Annotated in this window: 20 protein-coding genes; 2 read left to right on the top strand and 18 right to left on the bottom strand. The window is 74.8% G+C overall.

Annotated elements, in window-relative coordinates; translation table 11 throughout:
- Nucleotides 1–3 precede the first annotated feature (3 nt).
- The 15 genes from efp to FB380_RS19820 all read right to left on the bottom strand — a co-directional run bounded on the left by efp (nucleotide 4) and on the right by FB380_RS19820 (nucleotide 14,469).
- Nucleotides 4–564, bottom strand: a complete 561-nt coding sequence (efp, locus tag FB380_RS19750) for an elongation factor P (protein WP_166756982.1) — start codon at nucleotides 562–564, stop codon at nucleotides 4–6.
- On the bottom strand, nucleotides 565–1,680 hold the full coding sequence (locus FB380_RS19755) for a M24 family metallopeptidase (RefSeq protein ID WP_166756983.1): 1,116 nt from the start codon (nucleotides 1,678–1,680) through the stop codon (nucleotides 565–567).
- A complete protein-coding gene (gene aroQ, locus FB380_RS19760) occupies nucleotides 1,677–2,111 on the bottom strand; it encodes a type II 3-dehydroquinate dehydratase (RefSeq protein WP_166756984.1) in 435 nt (144 codons plus the stop codon). The genes FB380_RS19755 and aroQ overlap by 4 nt, the downstream gene beginning before the upstream one ends.
- Nucleotides 2,108–3,226, bottom strand: a complete 1,119-nt coding sequence (aroB, locus tag FB380_RS19765) for a 3-dehydroquinate synthase (protein WP_166756985.1) — start codon at nucleotides 3,224–3,226, stop codon at nucleotides 2,108–2,110. The genes aroQ and aroB overlap by 4 nt, the downstream gene beginning before the upstream one ends.
- Nucleotides 3,223–3,753, bottom strand: a complete 531-nt coding sequence (locus FB380_RS19770; protein WP_166756986.1) for a shikimate kinase — start codon at nucleotides 3,751–3,753, stop codon at nucleotides 3,223–3,225. Before FB380_RS19770 ends, aroB begins: the two co-directional genes overlap by 4 nt.
- A gap of 13 nt (nucleotides 3,754–3,766) precedes the next feature.
- Nucleotides 3,767–4,960, bottom strand: a complete 1,194-nt coding sequence (gene aroC / locus FB380_RS19775) for a chorismate synthase (protein ID WP_166756987.1) — start codon at nucleotides 4,958–4,960, stop codon at nucleotides 3,767–3,769.
- Nucleotides 4,961–5,032: 72 nt separating this feature from the next.
- Nucleotides 5,033–5,683 (bottom strand): prepilin peptidase, encoded by a 651-nt coding sequence (locus FB380_RS19780; protein ID WP_166756988.1) that lies wholly within the window; start codon nucleotides 5,681–5,683, stop codon nucleotides 5,033–5,035.
- A 10-nt stretch (nucleotides 5,684–5,693) separates the two neighbouring features.
- Nucleotides 5,694–6,485, bottom strand: coding sequence for a shikimate dehydrogenase (locus FB380_RS19785; RefSeq protein WP_166756989.1), 792 nt, complete (start codon nucleotides 6,483–6,485; stop codon nucleotides 5,694–5,696).
- A 28-nt stretch (nucleotides 6,486–6,513) separates the two neighbouring features.
- Nucleotides 6,514–8,568, bottom strand: coding sequence for an endolytic transglycosylase MltG (mltG, locus tag FB380_RS24205; protein WP_166756990.1), 2,055 nt, complete (start codon nucleotides 8,566–8,568; stop codon nucleotides 6,514–6,516).
- Nucleotides 8,565–9,047, bottom strand: coding sequence for a Holliday junction resolvase RuvX (gene ruvX / locus FB380_RS19795; protein WP_166756991.1), 483 nt, complete (start codon nucleotides 9,045–9,047; stop codon nucleotides 8,565–8,567). Before ruvX ends, mltG begins: the two co-directional genes overlap by 4 nt.
- Nucleotides 9,037–9,417, bottom strand: coding sequence for a hypothetical protein (locus tag FB380_RS19800; protein WP_166756992.1), 381 nt, complete (start codon nucleotides 9,415–9,417; stop codon nucleotides 9,037–9,039). The genes ruvX and FB380_RS19800 overlap by 11 nt, the downstream gene beginning before the upstream one ends.
- A gap of 149 nt (nucleotides 9,418–9,566) precedes the next feature.
- Nucleotides 9,567–12,236, bottom strand: a complete 2,670-nt coding sequence (gene alaS / locus FB380_RS19805) for an alanine--tRNA ligase (RefSeq protein ID WP_166756993.1) — start codon at nucleotides 12,234–12,236, stop codon at nucleotides 9,567–9,569.
- A gap of 57 nt (nucleotides 12,237–12,293) precedes the next feature.
- Complete coding sequence (locus tag FB380_RS19810) at nucleotides 12,294–12,593, bottom strand: hypothetical protein (protein WP_166756994.1); 300 nt, start codon at nucleotides 12,591–12,593, stop codon at nucleotides 12,294–12,296.
- Nucleotides 12,593–13,018, bottom strand: a complete 426-nt coding sequence (locus FB380_RS19815) for a DUF948 domain-containing protein (RefSeq protein ID WP_166756995.1) — start codon at nucleotides 13,016–13,018, stop codon at nucleotides 12,593–12,595. The genes FB380_RS19810 and FB380_RS19815 overlap by 1 nt, the downstream gene beginning before the upstream one ends.
- A gap of 116 nt (nucleotides 13,019–13,134) precedes the next feature.
- A complete protein-coding gene (locus tag FB380_RS19820) occupies nucleotides 13,135–14,469 on the bottom strand; it encodes a replication-associated recombination protein A (protein ID WP_166756996.1) in 1,335 nt (444 codons plus the stop codon).
- A 34-nt stretch (nucleotides 14,470–14,503) separates the two neighbouring features.
- Here FB380_RS19820 and FB380_RS19825 point away from each other — a divergent pair, with 34 nt between their 5' ends.
- Nucleotides 14,504–15,361, top strand: a complete 858-nt coding sequence (locus tag FB380_RS19825) for an aldo/keto reductase (protein WP_166756997.1) — start codon at nucleotides 14,504–14,506, stop codon at nucleotides 15,359–15,361.
- Between the two features lie 207 nt (nucleotides 15,362–15,568).
- On the top strand, nucleotides 15,569–16,444 hold the full coding sequence (locus FB380_RS19830) for a DUF559 domain-containing protein (protein WP_229682167.1): 876 nt from the start codon (nucleotides 15,569–15,571) through the stop codon (nucleotides 16,442–16,444).
- 79 nt (nucleotides 16,445–16,523) lie between these two features.
- On the opposite strand, the gene aspS is transcribed toward FB380_RS19830, so the two are convergent.
- Genes aspS through hisS form a run of 3 tightly spaced genes read right to left on the bottom strand, consistent with a single transcriptional unit; the run spans nucleotide 16,524 to nucleotide 20,623 of the window.
- A complete protein-coding gene (aspS, locus tag FB380_RS19835) occupies nucleotides 16,524–18,302 on the bottom strand; it encodes an aspartate--tRNA ligase (protein WP_166756998.1) in 1,779 nt (592 codons plus the stop codon).
- 45 nt (nucleotides 18,303–18,347) lie between these two features.
- Nucleotides 18,348–19,373, bottom strand: a complete 1,026-nt coding sequence (locus tag FB380_RS19840; RefSeq protein WP_229682168.1) for an aldo/keto reductase — start codon at nucleotides 19,371–19,373, stop codon at nucleotides 18,348–18,350.
- Entirely contained in the window at nucleotides 19,370–20,623 is a 1,254-nt protein-coding gene (gene hisS, locus FB380_RS19845) for a histidine--tRNA ligase (RefSeq protein ID WP_166756999.1), read from the bottom strand. The genes FB380_RS19840 and hisS overlap by 4 nt, the downstream gene beginning before the upstream one ends.
- Between the last annotated feature and the right edge of the window lie 39 nt (nucleotides 20,624–20,662).

Raw genomic sequence — 20,662 nt, forward strand, 5'->3', positions numbered from 1 at the left:
AGGTCAGCTGACCCGGCCGAGGTAGCGGCCGTCGCGGGTGTCGACCTTCAGCTTCTCGCCGGTGGTGATGAACAGCGGCACCTGGATCTCCGCCCCCGTCTCCAGGGTCGCGGGCTTCGTGCCGCCGGTGGAGCGGTCGCCCTGCAGGCCCGGGTCGGTGTGCTGGACCACCAGCTCCATCGTCACCGGCAACTCGACGTACAGCGGGGTGCCGTCGTGCACCGCCACGATGACCTCGGTGTTCTCCAGCAGGTAGTCGGCCCCGCCGCCCAGCGTCGCGGCCGAGACCGGGATCTGGTCGAAGGTGTCGCCGTCCATGAAGACGTAGTCGGCGCCGTCCTGGTAGAGGTAGGTCATCGACCGCTTGTCGACGTTCGCCGTCTCGACCTTCGTGCCGGCGTTGAACGTCCGGTCGACGACCTTGCCGGAGAGCACGTTCTTCAGCGTGGTGCGGACGAAGGCGCCGCCCTTGCCCGGCTTCACGTGCTGGAAGTCGGTGACGGTCCACAGCTGGCCGTCGAGGTTGAGGACGGTGCCGTTCTTGAGGTCGTTGGTGGTAGCCATCTAGAGGACCAGCAGTTCCTTGCTCGTGAGGGTCAACAACTCGGGCTCGTCGTCCGTGACGATCAAGGTGTCCTCGATCCGGACACCGCCGTGGCCGGGCAGGTACACGCCTGGCTCCACGGTGACGGCCATGCCAGCGGCCAGGGTACCTGCGCCCGCTGCTCCGATGCCCGGAGCCTCGTGGATCTCCAGCCCGACACCGTGCCCGAGGCCGTGGGTGAAGTGCTCGCCGTGCCCGGCGGCGACGATGACGTCGCGGGCCGCGGCGTCCACCGCGGTCACCTCGGCGCCCACCGCCAGCGCCGCGCGGCCGGCCGCCTGCGAGGCCGCGACCAGCTCGTAGACCTCGCGCTGCCAGTCCGCGGCGTGCCCCAGCACCAGGGTGCGGGTCATGTCGGAGTGGTAGCCGTCGACGGTGGCCCCGAAGTCCAGCTTGAGGAAGTCGCCGGCGCGCAGCTCGGTGGAGTCGGGACGGTGGTGCGGGATGGCGGAGTTCGCCCCGGTCGCCACGATCGTCTCGAAGCTCGGCGCCTCGGCCCCGAGGGCGAGCATCCGGGCGTCCAGCTCCCGGCCCACCTGCAGCTCGGTGCGACCCGGCCGCAGCGCGCCCTCGGCGGCCAACTCGGCCAGCGCGGCGTCGGCGACCGCGCAGGCCCGGCGGAGCGCCTCGACCTCGCCGTCGTCCTTGATCGCGCGCAGCGCCTCGACCGCCCGCCGGACGCTGACCAGCTCCACGGTCGCGCCGTCCTCGCCGAGCAGCCGCTCCAGGCCGTGCAGCTCGTCGACGGTCACCACGTGCGACTCGAACCCGAGCCGGGTCGCGCCGCCGGTGCGGGCCGCGCGGGCCAGTGCCGGCATCGTGGCGCGGTCGACCAGCAGCTCCACGTCGGGCACCTGGGTGCCCGCCTGCGTCGTGTACCGGCCGTCGGTGCCGAACACGTCGCCGCCGGTCGAGCCGTCGACCCGCAGCAGCAGCGCGCCGTTGGAGCCGGTGAACCCGGTCAGGTAACGGACGTTGAGCAGGTCGGTGACCAGGACGGCGTCCAGCCCGGCCGCCGCAGCCGTGGCCCGGAGGCGGTCCCGGCGGGCGGCCTCTCGGCTGGTGTCGCGGGTCATCGCACGCCCTTCGCGGCCAGGTAGCGCAGGGCGAGCTCGTAGCCGACCACACCGAGCCCGGCGATCACGCCGTCGGCGACACCGGAGACGAAGGAGTGGTGCCGGAACTCCTCGCGGGCGTGGATGTTGGTCAGGTGCACCTCGACGACCGGGCCGTGCACCGCCGACAGCGCGTCCCGCAGCACCACCGAGGTGTGCGACCAGCCACCGGGGTTGACCACCACGGCGTCCCCGGCGTCGGTGGCGTCGAAGACCCAGCCGAGCAGCTCGGCCTCGGAGTCGGTCTGCCGGACGACGACGTCCTGGCCCAGCCCGGCGGCCGCCGCCTGGACCAGCTGCACCAGCTCGGCGTACGTGGTCGTCCCGTACTTCTCCGGCTCGCGGGTGCCCAGCCGGCCGAGGTTGGCGCCGTTCAGCACCTGGATGGTCATGCGGGCTCCGTCGGGGTGGAGGGGTGGGTGGACGACGCAGTGTCGGTGGGGTGGGTGGACGGCTCGGAGACCGCCGCCCAGGCGGCGTCCAGCCAGGCCTGGTCGGGATCGGTGAGGATGGCCGGCGCGCCGAGCCCGTCGAGGACGACGAAGCGCAGCGAGGCACCGCGCGCCTTCTTGTCCACCCGCATCACCGACTGCAGCAGGGCCCAGTCGCCCTGGTAGCTGGTGGGCAGACCGAGGGCGGCGACCAGGTCGCGGTGCCGGTCGGCGTCGGCGCGGGAGAGCCGCCCGGCCTGGCAGGCCAGCTCCGCGGCGAACACCAGCCCGACGGCCACCGCCTCCCCGTGCCGCCAGCCGAAGTCCTCCACCCGCTCGATGGCGTGCCCCAGGGTGTGGCCGTAGTTGAGGAACTCCCGGCGACCGGTGTCGTAGAGGTCCGCGGCCACCGCGTCGGCCTTGACCTGCACCGCCCGGGCGATCAGCTCGGCGGTGTCGGCGCGCCCGGTGGGGTCGGCCGCGAGCAGGTCGAGGATGGCGCCGTCGGCGATGAAGCCGCACTTGACCACCTCGGCCAGCCCCGACCGGAACTCCGCCTCGGGCAGCCCGGCCAGCGCGTCGGTGTCGGCGAGCACCGCGGCCGGCGGGTGGAAGGCGCCGACCAGGTTCTTGCCGGCCGCGGTGTTGATGCCGGTCTTGCCGCCGACCGCGGCGTCGACCATGGCCAGCAGGCTGGTCGGCACCTGCACGACGCGGATGCCGCGGGTCCAGGTGGCGGCCAGGAACCCGGCGAGGTCGGTGACCGCTCCCCCGCCGATGCCGACCACGGCGTCGGACCGGGTGAGCCCCAGCCGGCCGAACTCCTCCCAGGCGCCGGCGGCGACCTCGGCGGTCTTCGCGGCCTCGCCGTCGGGGACGACGACCGCCTCCGCGGCGACCCCCGCCTGCTGCAGCGTCTCGACCGCGGCACCGGCCGCGGCGGCCAGCGCCCGGCTGTGCACCACGGCCGCGCGGGCGGTGCCGTCGAGCACCAGGCCGAGCTGCGCCTGCACGCCCGGGCCGATGACCACGTCGTAGGGCCGTTCGCCGCCGACGGTGATCCGCTGGGCGGTCACCGCGTGCCTGCCCCGACGGCGGTGAGCACGTCGGCCACGACGTCCTCGATCGGGCGGGCGGAGGTGACGACGGTCGCGGTGGCGACCTCGGCGTAGAGCGGGGCGCGGGTCTCGAGCATGGTCCGCAGCATGGCGCGTGGGTTGACCGCCAGCAGCGGCCGGTCCCGGGACAGCCCCACCCGCCGGGCCGCCGAGGCGACGTCGACGTCCAGCCACACCACGGCCCGGCCGGCGCGACCGTGGGCGACCAGCCGCTGCCGGGTGGCGGCGCTGGTGACCGCGCCGCCGCCCAGGGCCAGCACGCCGTCGTGCTCGGCCAGCGCCCGGGCCACGGCCTGCTCCTCCAGCGCCCGGAAGTGCGGTTCGCCCTGCTGCACGAAGAGGTCGGCCACCGTCGTCCCGGCCTCGACCTCCACGTCGGCGTCGGTGTCCCGGAAGGCCAGGTCCAGGGCCGCCGCGACCGCCGCGCCCACCGTCGACTTCCCCGACGCCGGCGGGCCGACCACGATCAGCACGGGGCCGGTCACCGGGACGGGCCGCTCATCGGTAGGGCAGCGCGTCGAGGTAGCCCTGCACGTTCCGCCGGGTCTCCGCCACCGAGTCACCGCCGAACTTCTCCAGCACCGCGTCGGCCAGCACGAGGGAGACCATGGCCTCCATCACCACGCTGCCGCGCGGCACCGCGCAGGCGTCGCTGCGCTGGTTGATCGCAACCGCGGCCTCGCCGGTGGCGGTGTCGATCGTGGCCAGGGCGCGAGGGACGGTGCTGATCGGCTTCATCGCGGCGCGCACGCGCAGCACCTCGCCGTTGGTCATGCCGCCCTCGATGCCGCCGGCCCGGTCGGTGCGCCGGGAGAGGCTGCGTCGTCCGTCTGCGGAGTCGTCCACGTCGATCTCGTCGTGGGCGACCGAGCCGCGCCGGCGTGCGGTCTCCAGCCCGTCACCGACCTCGACCGCCTTGACCGACTGCACGCCCATCAGGGCACCGGCCAGCCGGGAGTCCAGCCGGCGGTCCCAGTGCACGTGGCTGCCCAGGCCCGGCGGCAGGCCGTGGACGACGACCTCGATGACCCCGCCCAGGGTGTCGCCGGACCGGCGGGCGTCGTCGATCTCGGCGGTCATCCGGGCGCTGGTGGCCGGGTCGGCGCAGCGCACCGGGTCCTCGTCCAGCCGGGGGTTGTCCTCCGGGCCGGGCAGCACGCCCTCGGGGACGGTGACCGGGCCGATGCCCACCACGTGGCTGACCACCCGCACCCCGAGCACCTGGTGCAGGAACGCCTGCGCCACGGTGCCCAGCGCCACGCGGGCGGCGGTCTCCCGGGCGCTGGCCCGCTCCAGCACCGGGCGGACGTCGTCGAAGCCGTACTTCTGCATGCCCGCGAGGTCGGCGTGGCCGGGCCGGGGGCGGGTGAGCGGGGCGTTGCGCGCCTGCCCCTCGAGCACCTCGGGGTCGACCGGGTCGGCGGCCATGACGCTCTGCCACTTCGGCCACTCGGTGTTGCCGACCTGGACGGCGATCGGGCCGCCCTGGGTCACCCCGTGCCGGACGCCGCCGGTGAGGGTGACGACGTCCTCCTCGAAGCTCATCCGCGCGCTGCGGCCGTGGCCGAGACGGCGGCGGGAGAGCTGGGCGTCGAGGTCGGCCGTCTGCACCCGCACCCCGGCGGGCAGCCCCTCCAGGATGGCGGTGAGCTGTTGACCGTGCGACTCACCTGCGGTCAACCAGCGCAACATGCCCGCGATCCTAGAAGAACGCCCTCCGCCCCCCTCCGCCGCGGGCCGTGGACGGGCTCCCGGAGTGCGGGCTCACGGCAGGGGCGCCGCCAGCGCCAGCGCGACGTAGGCGCCGCCCAGCAGCGGCGGACCGAACGCCACGGCCGTGCGCCACCCGGCCCGCCCCAGGGCGACGAGCAGCAGCGCGCCGAGGGCCCCGAGGACGAACCCGGCCAGCACCCCCGCCGCCAGCACGCTCCACCCCACCCAGCCCAGCAGCAGACCGAGCAGGCCGAGCAGCTTCACGTCGCCGCCCCCGAACCCGCCGGGCTGGACCAGCCGGGCGACGGTGCCCAGCCCCCAGGCGACCGCTGCGGCGGCGACGGCGCGGCCGAGCGCGGGCCAGGTGCCCAGCACGGCGGCGTCCACCGACAACGCGAGGGCGACGACGGCAGCCGCCGGGAGGACGACCCGGTCGGGCAGCCGGTGCCGCGCGACGTCGACCCCGGCCAGCACCACGGCCGCCGCGCCGAACCAGGCCAGGGCGACGGTGGCCGGCCGCGGCCCGGCGAGCGCGGGCGCAGCGGCGAGCGCCGCCGCGCCGGCGACCGCGGTGACCACCACCCGCCGGGACGACGGACGCGCCGCCCGGTCGCGTTCGGCCAGCCGGACCGTGATGGTGGCCAGCCACGGGCCGAGCAGCAGGCCGAGGACGGCGGCGGCGACGGTGAGCACCGCGGTCACCGGGGTGCGGTCAGGCGTCCAGCGCGGCGCGCATGGCCTCGATCGGCGCCGGCCGGCCGGTCATCAGCTCGACCTGGGCGGTGGCCTGCCAGAAGAGCACCTCCAGGCCGCTGATGGTCCGGCCGCCCGCGGCGTCCACGCGCTGGGCCAGCGGCGTCGGCCAGCCGGCGTAGAGCACGTCGAGCACCGTCTGCCCGCGTGACCAGGTGAGCTCGGCGACGGCCTCCTGGCCGGAGACCGGGACCGTGCTGACCACCACCGGCGCGGTGAGCGTGCCGGTGCGGTCCAGCCGCTGGACGTCGGCGCTCACCCCGAGGGCAGCGAGCACGCGGAGCAGGTCACCGGCCCGCGCCGGCTCCCGGACGACGACGTCCACGTGCTGGGCGCCGAGGGAGGCGAGCGCGGTGGCCGCGGCGGCCGCCGTCCCGCCGGCCCCGAGGACGGCGGCGTGCTCGACCTGCTCGACACCGCCCAGCTGGAGGGCCATGCCCACGCCGGCGACGTCGGTGTTCTCCGCCCGCCACCCGGCCTCGGTGCGCAGCAGGGTGTTCGCGGCGCCCAGCAGGCGCGGCAGCTGGTCGACCTCATCGGCCACCGCCACCGCGGCCTGCTTGCAGGGCATGGTCACCGAGAAGCCGCGCCACTCGGGCCCGAGGCCGGCCAGCAGCACCGGCAGCTCCTCGGCTCCCACGTCCAGGGCGTCGTAGCGCCAGTCGTCCAGGCCGAGCGCGGCGTAGGCCGCCCGGTGGAGCAACGGCGACAGGGAGTGCCCGACCGGCCGGCCGAGGACAGCTGCCCTCATGCCGGCCGGACCGGGGTGCGACCGGGTGTCAATTGCCCGGGTTGTCCCGCAGCCACTGCTGGAACAGCAGCACGTTCTGCTGGTGCTCGGCGCCGGTGGCGGCGAAGCGGGTCTCCCCGGTGTCGGGGTCGACCACCACGAAGAAGCGCCAGTCGCCCGGGGTGGGGGCCAGCACCGCGCGCAGCGCCTCCTCACCGGGGTTGTTGATGGCGCCGGGCGGCAGGCCCGGGTGGACGTAGGTGTTGTAGAGGGAGGGGTTGGCGCGGTCCTCGGCGCTGGTGGTGATCCCGGCCTTGTCGTTGGCGTAGTTCACCGTGGTGTCCAGCTGCAGCGGCATGCCGTCGGCCAGCCGGTTCTCCAGCACCCGGGCGACCTTGCCCATGTCCTCGATCGAGCCGGCCTCGGCCTGCACCAGGCTGGCCTTGGTCAGCACCGTGAGCCGCTGCTCCACCGGGATCTGCAGCTCGGTGAGCACCTGGTCGGTGCGCGCCACCATCTCGCTGAGCACCTCGACCGCGGTCTCGCCGGGCTCGATGTCGTAGGTGGCCGGGAAGAGGAAGCCCTCCAGCAGGCCGTTGGCGTAGGCGGGCAGCCCCAGCTGCGCGGGGTCGGCGGCCGCCGCCTCCAGCTCGGCGAGCGGCAGACCGGTCTCGTCGGCCAGTCGCTGCAGCACCTGGGTGACGCGCAGGCCCTCGGGGAGAGTGACCCGGGTGACCTGGCGGGACGCCGGGTCCAGCAGCAGGTCGAGGGCGGCCTGCCCGGACATCTGCTGGCGCAGGCGGTAGACGCCGGGCTGGATGCCGGTCGCGGCCGGGTTGGCCTCGGCCGCCTCGGTGAACGGCGCCACCGAGGCGATGACGTCGGCCTCGACCAGCGTGTTGCCGATGGCCCGCAGCGAGTCGCCGGGCTCGACCCGGACGTCGACCTCGCCGGTGCCGGTGCCGGTGTAGTCCTCGGCCACCGGGTTCACCTGGTTCCAGAGGGCCTTGCCACCGACGACGATCCCCGCGATCAGCGCGGCCAGGACGACCAGGGACAGGCCGACGACCACCGGGCCCCGGCGCCGGCGGCGTCCACCGCGCCCGCGGCGACCGCCGCCGACCCCGCCGTCGTCGTGTCCGTCGTGGTCGTCGTAGTACTCGTCGTGGTGCTCGTCGTGGTCACCGCCGCCGACGACGTCGAGGCCGCCGGTCTGCGGGGCCGCGGAGGCGTCCGGGGCGAAGGGACCGTCGTCGTGGGGGTCGTGATGATCGGGGTCGAGGTCGCCCTCGTCGCGCCCGTCTCGTTCGGAGACCATCCGCCAGCCCTCCTCGTCCGGGTCGGGGCCGTCGACGGTCAGTGCGGCGTGCACCACGGTCGCCGGCTCATCGACAGGCGTGTCCCGAGATGCGGTGTGCACCTCGGCGCCGCGCTCCCCGGTGACGAGCCCGGCCAGCGCACCGGAGGGCCCGCTCGTCGGGACCGACGACGGTCCAACCGGCCCGGGAACGGGACGGTTGGCTGCCGACAGCCAACCAGGGTCGGTCCCGGCGTCGGCGAACCGGTCCGCCCGGACGTGGTCGGCGGTGCTGGGTTCGGTGGGCGGCCGGGGGGTCGGGACGCGCCGGCCGGCGGCCGGACCGGTGCCGTGCGCCGCTCCGCCGAGGGCCGGGACGGCCGGCGGTGCGGCCGGCATCTCGGTGGTCCGCGGGACGGCGACCTCCCGGGCGCGTGCGCCGGGGACGGCCCCGACCGGGCCCCGGGGAGCCGCCGCAGCCGAGGGGGCCGCGCTGCGCCGAGCGAGGTCGAAGGCGCTCACGTCGAGGCCGGCGGCCGCGAGACCGGCGTCGGCGATGCCGGAGGCGGCGAGCCCGGTGATCTCCACGTCGGCGACGTCGACACCACCGCCCACCGCGCGGATCCCGGCACCGGTGTCCGGGGCGTACCGGCGGCGTCGGCGCGGGCGGAGCGTGGCGTCGGCGGGGTCGTCGGGCAGCTGCAGGGTCGCAGCGCCCGCCCAGGCGGCCAGGAAGTCGGCTGCCGGGCGCCCGGCATCGGCGTCGGAGTGGCGGCCGCCCGGAGGCGGCTGGATCGGGCCCGTCACGAGTGGCGCCCCCTGAGGTCGGGGCCAGTGCGTCGTCGCTCGTCGAGATGGCTCTGCAGGATCACCACGGCCGCCGCCTGGTCGATCACCGAGCGCTGGCGGCGGGCATCGATGCCGCCGGCGCGCAGGTGACTCGCTGCGGTCACGGTGGAGAGCCTCTCGTCGACGAGGTGCACCGGGACGTTCCCGATGCGACTGGCCAGGGCTTCAGCGTATGCACTGGCATCTCTTGCCGACGCGCCCGACGCTCCGGACAGGTGCTTTGGCAATCCCACAACCACCTCGACCACCTCGTGTGTCACAACCAGCTCAGCGAGGTGGTCCAGGTCCCGCTCGTCCTTCGCGCGCCGGACCGTCTCCAGCGGGCTGGCCAGCATGCCGGTGGCGTCGGACAGCGCGAGCCCGACGCGGACGGTCCCGACGTCGACCCCGAGTCGACGGCCGGGCACCCAGGCCGGCCCGGTTCCCTCAGTCGCCATCGCGGGCGCCCTCGTGCCGCGGCACGGCTGCGGGGTGGGGGCGGGCAGCCCGGGGCACCCGCGGCGGGTAACCGCCGAGCTCGAGCCGACCGGTCTCCGGCGGCCGGGCGGCAGGCTGCTGGACGGTGACCGGCGGCCCGGCGGGTGGCCCACCGGGCCCGGGGACCGGGAAGGGCACCCGCTCGGTGCGGTGCCGGCCGTCGTGCCCACCGTCCTGCACAGCACCGTCACGCACAGCACCGTCGCCCGCGGCGCCGTCCTGCACGGCGCCGTCCTGCATGGCTCCCTCACGCCCGGCGCCGTTCTGCCCGGCGCCGTCCTGCACAGCGCCGTCCTGCACAGCGCCGTCCTGCACAACGCCCTCACGCACGGCACCGTCCTGCACAGCGCCGTCCGGGGCGGCGCCGTCCCTGGGCGGCGTGGCGGTGTCCGCTCGCGCGGCGGCCGGCACCGGCGGGCGACCGGCCCGCCTGGTCCGCTCCTCCACGGGCCCGGTGCCGAACCCGTCGGACGCCTCGCTCACGTCGTGGCCGCTCCGATCATCTGCTCGACGGCCGCCAGGGCGGCAGGGATGCCGGAGGGGTCGGTACCGCCACCCTGCGCCACGTCGGCCTTGCCACCACCGCGACCGCCCACCGCCGGCGCCGCAGCCCGCAGCAGGTCGTTCGCCGACAGGCCCTGCTGCTGCGCCGCCGGGTTGACGGCGGCCACCAGTGCCACCTTGCCGTCCGCGGCCGAGGCGAGCAACACCGCCGCCGCCCGTTCACCGAGCCGACCGCGGACGTCCAGGGCGAGGCCGCGCAGGTCGCCACCGGACAGCCCGGCCGGCGCGCCGGTCACGACGGCCACCCCGCCGAGGTCGCGGGCGCCGGCAGCCAGGTCCCCGGCGGCCGCCAGGGTCTGCCGGGCGCGCAGGTCGGCGAGCTCCTTGTCGGCCTCGCGCAGCCGCTCCAGCATCCCGCTCACCCGGTCGGCGATGCCGTCCTGCGGGGTCTTGAGCAGGTCTGCGAGCTGACGGACGAGATCGCGCTCCCGCGCCAGGTACCGGAAGCCCTCCAGGCCCACCGCGGCCTCGACCCGGCGGGCCCCAGAGCCGACCGAGCTCTCCCCGGTCAGCGCGAGGGTGCCGATCTGCGCGCTGCCGTGCACGTGGGTGCCACCGCAGAGCTCCCGGGACCACTCGCCGCCGATCTCCACGACCCGCACCTGCTCGCCGTAGGTCTCGCCGAACAGCGCCAGGGCGCCGAACTCCCGCGCCTCGGGCAGCGTCATGTACAGCGCGCGGACCCCGTGGTCGGCCCGGACGGCGGCGTTGGCGACGTCCTCGACGTCGATCCGCTGCTGCGCGGACAGCGCGCCCTGCCAGGCGAAGTCCAGTCGCAGGTAGCCCGGCCGGTTGTAGGACCCGGACTGCAGCGCCTGCGGGCCCAGCACCTGGCGCAGCGCGGCGTGCACCACGTGCGTGCCGGAGTGCGCCTGGCAGGCGGAGAGCCGCCACTCGCGGTCGACCTGGGCGGTGAGCTCGGTGCCGGCCCGCAGCTCCCCCTCCAGCACCCGCACCTGGTGGGCGACCAGGCCCTTGACCGGGCGCTGGACGTCGATGACCTCGGCCCGGCCGCCGTCCCAGGTCAGCTCGCCGGCATCGGCGACCTGGCCACCGGACTCGGCGTAGAAGGGCGTCCGGTCCAGCACGACCCGGGTGACCGAGCCCGGCCCGACGACCGGCTCGCCGTCGGTGTCCTCCTCGTCGACCACCCCGAGCACGCGGGAGTCGGTGCGCAGGGTGTCGTAGGCGCGCCAGTCGGTGGGCCCGTGCTCGCCCAGCAGTCGCCGGTAGGCCAGCACGTCGACCGCGCCGGTGCGCTTGGCGCGGGCGTCCGCGCGGGCCCGGTCCCGCTGCTCCTTCATCAGGGCACGGAAGCCGTCCTCGTCGACGGTCACGCCCTGCTCGGCGGCCATCTCCAGGGTCACGTCGATCGGGAAGCCGTAGGTGTCGTGCAGCGAGAAGGCCTGCTCCCCCGACAGCGCGGGGGTGCCGGCCTTCCGCGCCTGGCCGACGGCGGTGTCGAACAGCGCCGTGCCGGCGGTGAGGGTGCGCCGGAACGCCTCCTCCTCGGCATAGGCGATCCCCGAGATGCGGGCGAAGTCGGTGGCCAGCTCGGGGTAGCTGGGGCTCATCGCGTCGCGGGAGACCGGCAGCAGCTCCGGCAGCGACGCCTCCTCGACCCCGAGCAGCTTCATCGACCGGACGGCGCGGCGGAGCAGCCGGCGCAGGATGTAGCCCCGCCCCTCGTTGCCCGGCGTCACGCCGTCGCCGATGAGCATCAGGCCGCTGCGCACGTGGTCGGCGACGACCCGCAGCCGCACGTCGGCCTCGTGGTCGGCGCCGTACCGCACGCCGGCGAGCTCGGCGGCCCGGTGCAGCACGGGCGCGACCTGGTCGATCTCGTACATGTTGTCGACGCCCTGGAGCAGGAAGGCCACCCGCTCCAGGCCCATGCCGGTGTCGATGTTCTTCTTCGGCAGCTCACCGAGGATCGGGAACTCCTTGCCCTCCCCCGGGCCCCGCTCGAACTGCATGAAGACCAGGTTCCAGATCTCCAGGTACCGGTCACCGGTGGGATCGGACTCCGGCCCGCCCTCGGGGCCGTAGGCCGGCCCGCGGTCGTAGTGGATCTCCGAGCAGGGCCCGGCCGGGCCGGCCGCGCCGGTGGACCAGTAGTTGTCGTCCTTGCCGCGTCGCTGGATGCGCTCGGCCGGGACGTAGGCCCGCCAGGCGTCGAACGCCTCGTCGTCGTCCAGGTAGACCGTGGGCCAGATCCGCTCGGCCTCCAGCCCCAGGCCGCCGTCCTCGACCTTGCCCGTCACCAGCTCCCAGGCGAACTGGATCGCCTCGGCCTTGAAGTAGTCGCCGAAGGAGAAGTTGCCGTTCATCTGGAAGAACGTGCCGTGCCGGGTGGTCTTGCCCACCTCCTCGATGTCGAGGGTGCGCACGCACTTCTGCACGCTGGTGGCGCGCGGGTACGGCGCCGGCTCACGGCCGGTGAGGTACGGGATGAACGGCACCATCCCGGCCACCGTGAACAGCAGCGAGGGGTCCGGCGACACCAGCGAGGCGCTCGGGACGACGGTGTGCCCCCGCTGCTCGAAGTGCTCCAGGAAGCGGCGGCGGATCTCGGCGGTCTGCATGCGGGTGGTCTCGGTCCTTCAGCGCGGGGTGGGCGCAGGCGCCCGGGGGGAGGTGGTTCAGCTGTCCGCGGCGTGTGCCCCGCCACGGCGGGGCAGGGCGGCAGGCAGGTCGGCAGCGCCGCTCTCCGGCAGCGGGGCGTCGAGGCCCGTGCCGGCACGCAGCTCGTCCTCCCGCACCGCGGCGGCGGCGCGGACGTCGGCGCCGAAGTCACCGATCGCCTCGGCCAGGTCGCGCAGCCCGTCGGCGAGGTTGGCGGCCAGGCTCTGCGGGGTCAGCTTCTCCGCGGTCTGCGACAGCTTGCGGACGACGAGCGCACCGATGGTGATGCCCATGGCCAGCCAGAACAGCCGGCGCATCAGGCGGCCCGCCGGGCGCCGCGGCGAGCCCGCCGCTCGGCCTTGTCCCGGGCGGCGGCGTCAGCGACGGCCTGCCCCTCGCGCTTCTTGCGGGCCGCGCTGCGCACGCCGTAGCTGAAGGCGGCGACCTTGATCAGCGGGCTGCCCAGGGTGGCGGCGAACACGCTGGTCAGCGCGGCGACGTTGCTGGAGACGTTCGCGGCGTTGCCGGTGATGTCGTCGACCCGCTCGAGGTTGGCGTTGACGTGGGTGACCGTCGTGGACGCCTGGCTCAGGATCGGCTGGCTCTGCTCCCGGACCTGGCGGATGGTCAGCGTCGTCTCGTCCAGGGTGCGCCCGAGCTTGAGCAGCGGCACCGCCACCAGGACCACCAGCAGCACCAAGGCACCGGCTGCGATCAGCCCGGCCCACTCTCCTGCAGACACTCGAGGGTCCCCTTCGTCTTCTCGTGCACGTCGCCGGTGACGGCCCACCGGTCGGGCAACCCTAACCGCCGGCACCGACAGCGAGCGCTGACGTTCGGGACGGCGACCGCCCGGGCTCAGCCGCGGCGGCGGACGATCGCCCGGAGCTTGGCCAGCCGGGCCCCGATCTGGGCCTCCACCCCGCGCCCGGTGGGCCGGTAGTAGTCCCTGCCCACCAGCGCGTCGGGCGGGTACTGCTGCGGGACGACGCCGTCGGGGTGGGCGTGCGGGTAGACGTAGGTCTTCCCGTGCCCGAGCTTCTTCGCCCCGGCGTAGTGCGCGTCGCGCAGCCCCGGTGGCACCGGCCCGGCCAGCCCGGCGCGCACGTCGGCGACCGACTCCCCCATGGCGGTGGTGATCGCGTTGGACTTCGGGGCGGTGGCCAGGTGGACGACGGCGTGCGCCAGCGGGAAGTGCCCTTCGGGCATGCCGATGAAGGCGACCGCGTCGGCGGCGGCGACCGCGGTGAGCAGCGCGGTCGGGTCGGCCATGCCGATGTCCTCGCTCGCCGAGATCACCAGCCGGCGGGCGATGAAGCGCGGGTCCTCCCCCGCCTCCACCATCCGGGCCAGGTAGTGCAGCGCGGCGTCGACGTCGCTGCCCCGGATGCTCTTGATCAGCGCGCTGGCGATGTCGTAGTGCTGGTCACCGGAGCGGTCGTAGCGCACCGCGGCCTGCGCGACCGCCGTCTCCAGGGTGGCGAGGTCCAGGACGTCGGAGCCGGCCGCCCGGGCCGCCCCGGCGCCGCTCTCCAGCGCGGTCAGCGCCTTGCGCGCGTCGCCGCCGGCCACCCGCAGCAGGTGCTCCTCGGCCTCCGCGGTCAGCGTCACCGCGCCGTCCAGGCCGCGTTCGCTGGTCAGCGCCCGACGCAGCACGGTGCGCACGTCCTCGTCGTCCAGTGACTGCAACGCGAGCACCAGGCTGCGGGACAGCAGCGGGCTGACCACGGAGAAGAACGGGTTCTCGGTGGTGGCGGCGATCAGGCTGACGATCCGGTCCTCGACCGCGGAGAGCAGCGAGTCCTGCTGGGTCTTGGAGAAGCGGTGCACCTCGTCGATGAACAGCACGGTGCGCCGGCCGGCGTGGGTCAGCTCCCGCTTGGCGTTCGCGATGACGGCACGGACCTCCTTGACCCCGGAGTCCAGTGCCGACAGCTGCACGAAGGAGCGCTGGGTGGCCAGCGAGATGACGTGCGCCAGCGTCGTCTTGCCGGTGCCGGGCGGGCCGTAGAGCACCAGGGACATCGGCTCGTCGGCCTCCACGAGCCGGCGCAACGGAGCCCGCGCGCCGAGCAGGTGCTGCTGGCCGACCACCTCGTCCAGGGACTGCGGCCGCATCCGGACCGCCAGCGGCGCACCCGGGTCGACCGGCGGCGGGCCGTCCTCCGGAGCCGGGTCGAACAGCGACGTCACGGTTGCGACGCTACCTGCGGGGCACGACGGTCCCATGCAGAAGCGACGCATCGGCAACCGGACGGTCAGCGCGGTGGGGCTGGGGGCGATGCCCCTGTCCACCAAGGACCCCCGCCCCTCGCCGGAGGAGGCCGAGGCCGTGGTGCACGCCGCGCTGGACGCCGGCGTGACCGTGATCGACACCGCCGACGCCTATTCACGGGACGAGGCGGAGTTCGGCCACAACGAGGAGCTGGTCGCCCGCGCGCTGGCCTCCTACGGCTCCGCGGGCGACGTGCTGGTCGCGACCAAGGGCGGCCACACCCGGCGCGGCGCGGAGTGGGAGCTGGACGGGTCACCGGCGTACCTGCGCCGGGCCTGCGAGGCCTCCCTGCGCCGGCTGGGCGTCGAGGCGATCGGGCTCTACCAGTTCCACCGACCCGACCCGGTGACGCCGTGGGAGGAGTCGATGGGGGCGCTCCGCGAGCTCGTGGACGACGGCCTGGTGCAGCTGGCCGGCATCTCCAACGCCGACGTCGGCCAGATCGACGCGGCCCGGGCGATCGTCGGCGACGCGCTGGTCAGCGTGCAGAACCAGTTCTCCCCCGGCTGGCGGTCCTCGGCCGGCGAGCTGGCGCACTGCGCGCAGCACGGGCTGGCGTTCCTGCCGTGGAGCCCGTTCGGCGGGGTCTCGGCCGCCAAGGAGCTGGGCTCCACGGCCGCAGAGTTCGCCGCCGTCGCCGACGAGCTGGGCGTCTCGGTGTACCAGGTGACGCTGGCCTGGCACCTGGCCCAGGCCGACGTCGTCGTGCCCATCCCCGGCGCCTCCCGTGCCGAGTCGATCACCGACTCCGCCGCAGCCGCCGACCTCCAGCTGACCGACGACCAGCTCTCCCGCCTCAACGCCGCCTGACCCTCACCCTCATGTTCACCCTGAGGGTGCGCCACCCGCCCGGTGGTGAGTGCGCAGTAGTGGTCGTCGACACGGCGGGACACGCCGCGCTGGGCGACGACAACTGCTCACTCGCCGCCGGGAGCCGGGTTCTCCACAGCCTCCTGAGTCCTCCACAGATCGCGCTCGGCTCTCGGGTGGCCGTCATGTCCGGCCGAGCCTGGCGGCATGACCACGGGGCTGCCGCCGATCTACACCCGCCAGGACGCCGATGCAGCAGGGCTGACCCGGGCGGAGCTGCGGGACGACGGCGTCCGGGTCAGCCGCGGGGCGTACGTCTCCCGGTCCCTACCGCTGACCGTGCACGCGCGGTGCCGGTCACTCGTCGCCGTCCTGCCCGCCGGCGCGGCGTTCAGCCACGCCACGGCAGCCGGGCTCCTCGGCGCACCGGTACGCGACGCCCGCCCGATCCACGTCGTGGTGGCGCCTGGCAGCCCACGCCCCCGGCGCCGCGGGCTGCAGGTGCACGTCCGTGACCTGACGGCAGCCGACCGGGTCGCCCATCGCGGGCTGCCGCTGACCAGTGGCGCCCAGAGCTGGCTCGACCTCGCCGCCGACACCGCGCCGGACGAGCTCGTGGCCATCGGGGACGCCCTCTGCCGGGCCGGGCATCTCAGCACGGCGCGGCTGGCAGAGCGTCTCGCGCAGGCAGGACGCACGCGCGGCGTCGTGCGCGCCCGGCACTGCGCTCCGCTGCTGACGCCGCTGGCCGCCTCCCGCCCGGAGAGCCTGATCCGGTACTGGCTGCTGGACAGCGACCTGCCGGCACCCGAGGTGCAGGTGCCGGTGTTCGACCACCGGGGCGTCGCGGTCGTGCACGGCGACCTCGGTTACAGCCGCTGGAAGATCGCGATCGAGTACGAGGGCCGTCAGCACGCCGAGTGGCGGCAGTTCGGTCGGGACGTCGACCGTTACTCGTTCATGGCCAGCCGTGGCTGGCTGGTGCTGCGCTTCGGCGCCGTCCACCTGGATCGCCGCGCGACCGTGCTCGACCGCGTCGGCGCCGCCCTGCTCAGCCGGGGCGCCCTGCCGGGCCGAGCGTGAGTGTGCAGTTGTGGTCGCCGACACGGCGGGACACGCCGCGCCGGGCGACCACAACTGCTCACTCGACTGCTGCGGAGCGTCAGGCCTTCGTGGGGTCGGTGGGGCCGGGGGCTCCGGGCTCGCCGGGGGCGGGCTCGGCGTCGGGGTCGACGTCGATGCCGGCCTCCTTGCGCTGCGCGGCGGTGATCGGCGTGGGGGCGCCGGTCAGCGGGTCGTAGCCGGCGCCGGTCTTCGGGAAGGCGATGACCTCGCGGATCGAGTCGACGCCGGCCAGCAGCGCCACCGTGCGGTCCCAGCCGATGGCCGCGCCGGCGTGCGGCGGGGGCCCGTAGTCGAAGGCCTCCAGGAACCAGCCGAACTGGGCCCGGGCCTCCTCCTGGGTCATGCCGAGGGTCTGGAACACCCGCTCCTGCAGCGCGGCGTCGGCGATGCGGACCGAGCCGCTCATCAGCTCGTTGCCGTTGCAGACCAGGTCGTAGGCGTCGGACAGCGCCGCGCCCTTGTCCTCGGCGAACCGCTCCCGCCACTCCGGCGTGGGCGAGGTGAACGGGTGGTGCATGAACGTCCAGTCGCCGTCCTCGGTCTCCTCGAACATCGGGAAGTCGACGACGAACAGGAACGACCACGAGCCCGGTGTGATGAGCTCCAGCCGCTTGGCGATCTCGTTGCGCGCCGCCCCGAGCAGCTCCTGGGCGCCCCGACGCGGCCCGGCGGCGAAGAAGACGCAGTCCCCCGGCTCAGCCCCCACGGCCTCGACCAGCCCGGCCCGCTCGGCCTCGGAGATGTTCTTCGACACCGGGCCACCGAGCGTGCCGTCCTCGGCGATGGTCACGTAGGCCAGGCCCTTGTGCCCGCGCGAGCGCGCCCAGTCCTGCCAGGCGTCAAAGGCCCGCCGCGGCTGCGAGCCACCGCCGGGCATCACGATCGCGCCGACGTAGGGCGCCTGGAACACCCGGAACGGGGTGTCCGCGAAGTACGACGTCAGCTCGGTCAGCTCGATGCCGAAGCGCAGGTCGGGCTTGTCGGAGCCGAACCGGTCCATCGCCTCGCGGTAGGTCATCCGCGGGATCTCCGGCACCGTGTAGGAGGCCAGCTCCTGCCACAGCGCCCGGATGACGTCCTCGGCGACGGCGAGCACGTCGTCGCGGTCGACGAAGCTCATCTCGAAGTCCAGCTGGGTGAACTCCGGCTGCCGGTCGGCGCGGAAGTCCTCGTCCCGGAAGCAGCGGGCGATCTGGTAATAGCGCTCCAGGCCGCCGATCATCAGCAGCTGCTTGAACAGCTGCGGCGACTGCGGCAGGGCGTACCAGTGGCCCGGCTGCAACCGCACCGGGACGACGAAGTCGCGGGCGCCCTCGGGGGTGGAGCGGGTCAGCGACGGCGTCTCCACCTCGGTGAACCCGTGCCCGGCCATGACGCCGCGGGCGATCCGGTTGACCTCGCTGCGCAGCCGCAGCACCGACGCCGGCCCCTGACGGCGCAGGTCCAGGTAGCGGTGGGCGTACCGGACGTCGTCGCCGGCCGCCTGCGCCGTCTCGATCGGGAACGGCAGCGGCGCGGACGCCGAGAGCACCTGCAGCGTGCTGGCGACGACCTCGATCTCCCCGGTGGGCAGCTCGGGGTTCTCGTTGCCGGCCGGGCGCCGCTGGACGTCGCCGGTCACGAGCACGCAGTACTCGTTGCGCAGCGCGTGCGCCTCCTCCTCGCGGACGACGACCTGGGCGTAGCCCGAGGCGTCGCGCAGGTCGAGGAAGACGACCCCGCCGTGGTCGCGCCGGCGGGCGACCCAGCCGGCGAGGGTGACCGTGGAACCGGCGTCGGTCGCGCGGAGCGTGCCGGCGTCGTGGGTGCGGAGCAAGGTGATGCCTTTCTCAGGGAGTGCGAGAGCAGGGGATGCGGTGGGTCACCAGCGGTCGTGCACGTGGGCGCGGATGCGCTCGTCGTACACCCGCTCGAGGTCGGCGAGCTGGCCGGCGGTGAGCGACGGCAGCGAGGCGGCGGCGACGTTGCCCAGCGCCTGCTGCACGTTGCGCGCGCCCGGGATGACGGTCGTGACGCCGGGCTGGTCGATGACCCAGCGCAGCGCGAACGCGGCGGTGGTCACGTCGGGACCGGCGACCTCGGCGACCTCGCGGGCGGCGGCGACGCCCACCTCGAAGGGCACCCCGGCGAAGGTCTCGCCGACGTCGAAGGCCTCACCGTTGCGGTTGAAGTTCCGGTGGTCGTCGGCGGCGAAGGTGGTGTCGGTGGAGTACTTGCCCGACAGCAGGCCACTGGCCAGCGGCACCCGGGCGAGGATGCCGACCTCGGCGCGCTGGGCGGCGGGCAGCAGCTGCTCCAGCGGCTTGCGCCGGAAGACGTTGAGGATCACCTGAATCGACTGCACGCCCGGGTGCTGCAGGGCGGTCAGGCCCTCGGCGACGGTCTCGACCGAGACGCCGTAGGCGGCGATCGCCTGCTCCTCGACCAGCGCGTCGAGGGTCTCGTAGACCCGCTCGTCGGAGTAGACGGCCGGGGGCGGGCAGTGCAGCTGCACCAGGTCGAGGGTGTCGACGCCGAGGTTGCGCCGGGACCGGTCGATCCAGGCGCGCAGGTTCTCGGGCGTGTAGGTCTCGGCGACGAACGGGTCGGCGCGGCGGCCGGCCTTGGTGGCCACGAAGGGGCGCTCGCCGCGGGCGGCCAGCGCCTTGCGGATGCGCTCCTCGGAACGGCCGTCGCCGTAGACGTCGGCGGTGTCCAGCAGGGTGACCCCGGCGTCCAGCGCGGCGTCGAGGACGGCCGCGGCGTCGTCCTCGGTGACGTCGCCCCAGTCGCCACCCAGCTGCCAGGTGCCCAGACCGACGACGGAGACGTCGGCGCCGGTGCGGCCCAGGGGCCGGGTCTCGAGGGGGGTGTTGGCGGACTCGGCGATGCCGTCGGTGACTGTCACGCACCCACCGTCGCACGCACCCGGTCGAACAGCTCACCCAGGGGGACGGCGACCTGCTCGTGCGACCGCAGGTCGCGCAGCTGGGCGACCCCCTCGGCGAGGTCCCGGTCACCGAGCACCACCGCGTGCGAGGCACCGGACCGGTCGGCGGCCTTCATCGCGCCCTTGAGCCCGCGGTCGCCGTAGACGGTGTCGGCCGAGATGCCGGCCTCCCGCAGCTGCCCGACGAGCGTCACGGCGAGCCGCTTGGCCTCCGCCCCCAGCGGGACGACGAACGCCTGCACGCCGGCCGACGTGGCGATGTCCAGCCCCTCGGCCTGCACCGCCAGCAGGGTGCGGTCGACCCCGACGGCGTAGCCGATGCCGGAGAGGTCGGGCCCCCCGAGCGCGGCCGACAGCCCGTCGTAGCGGCCGCCGCCGCCGATCGCCGACTGCGAGCCCAGCCCCGAGTGGACGAGCTCGAACGTCGTCTTCGTGTAGTAGTCCAGCCCGCGCACCAGCCTCGGGGCCTCGGTCCAGCTGACCCCGAGGTCGGTGAGGTGCTCGCGGACGGCGTCGTAGTGGGCCTTCGTCGAGTCCGACAGGTGGTCGACCATCAGCGGGGCGTCGTCCAGCTGGGCCTGCACCTCGGGCCGCTTGTCGTCCAGCACCCGCAGCGGGTTGATCTCCGCGCGGCGCCGGGTGTCCTCGTCCAGGTCCAGCTTCGCCAGGAAGGCCACGAGCAGCTCGCGGTACTGCGGCCGGCAGGTGGCGTCGCCCAGCGAGGTCAGCTGCAGCTCGAAGTCGCGCAGCCCCAGGTCGCGGAAGCCCTGCACGGCCAGCGCCACCACCTCGGCGTCCAGCGCCGGGTCGTCGACGCCGAGGGCCTCGCAGTCGACCTGGGTGAAGTGCCGGTAGCGGCCGGCCTGCGGGCGCTCGTAGCGGAACGCCGAGCCGACCGCCCACAGCTTCACCGGCAGCGCACCGGAGTAGAGCCGGTGCTCGATGAAGGACCGCATCAGCCCGGCGGTCAGCTCGGGCCGCAGCGTCAGCGACCGGCCACCGCGGTCGGTGAACGTGTACATCTCCTTGGAGACGACGTCGGTGGACTCCCCCACCCCGCGGGAGAAGACGGCGGTGTCCTCGAACGTCGGCGTCTCGATGTAGCCGTAGCCCGCCCGCCGCAGCGGCGCGGTGAGGGTGTCGCGGACGGCGAGGAACTGCGCCGAGGCCGGGGGCAGCGTGTCGAACGTGCCCTTGGGAGCCCGCATGGGCTCGGTCACTGTGCCATCACTCGCTTCGCTCGTCGG

This window comes from Modestobacter marinus (assembly GCF_011758655.1).
Lineage (GTDB): Bacteria > Actinomycetota > Actinomycetes > Mycobacteriales > Geodermatophilaceae > Modestobacter > Modestobacter marinus.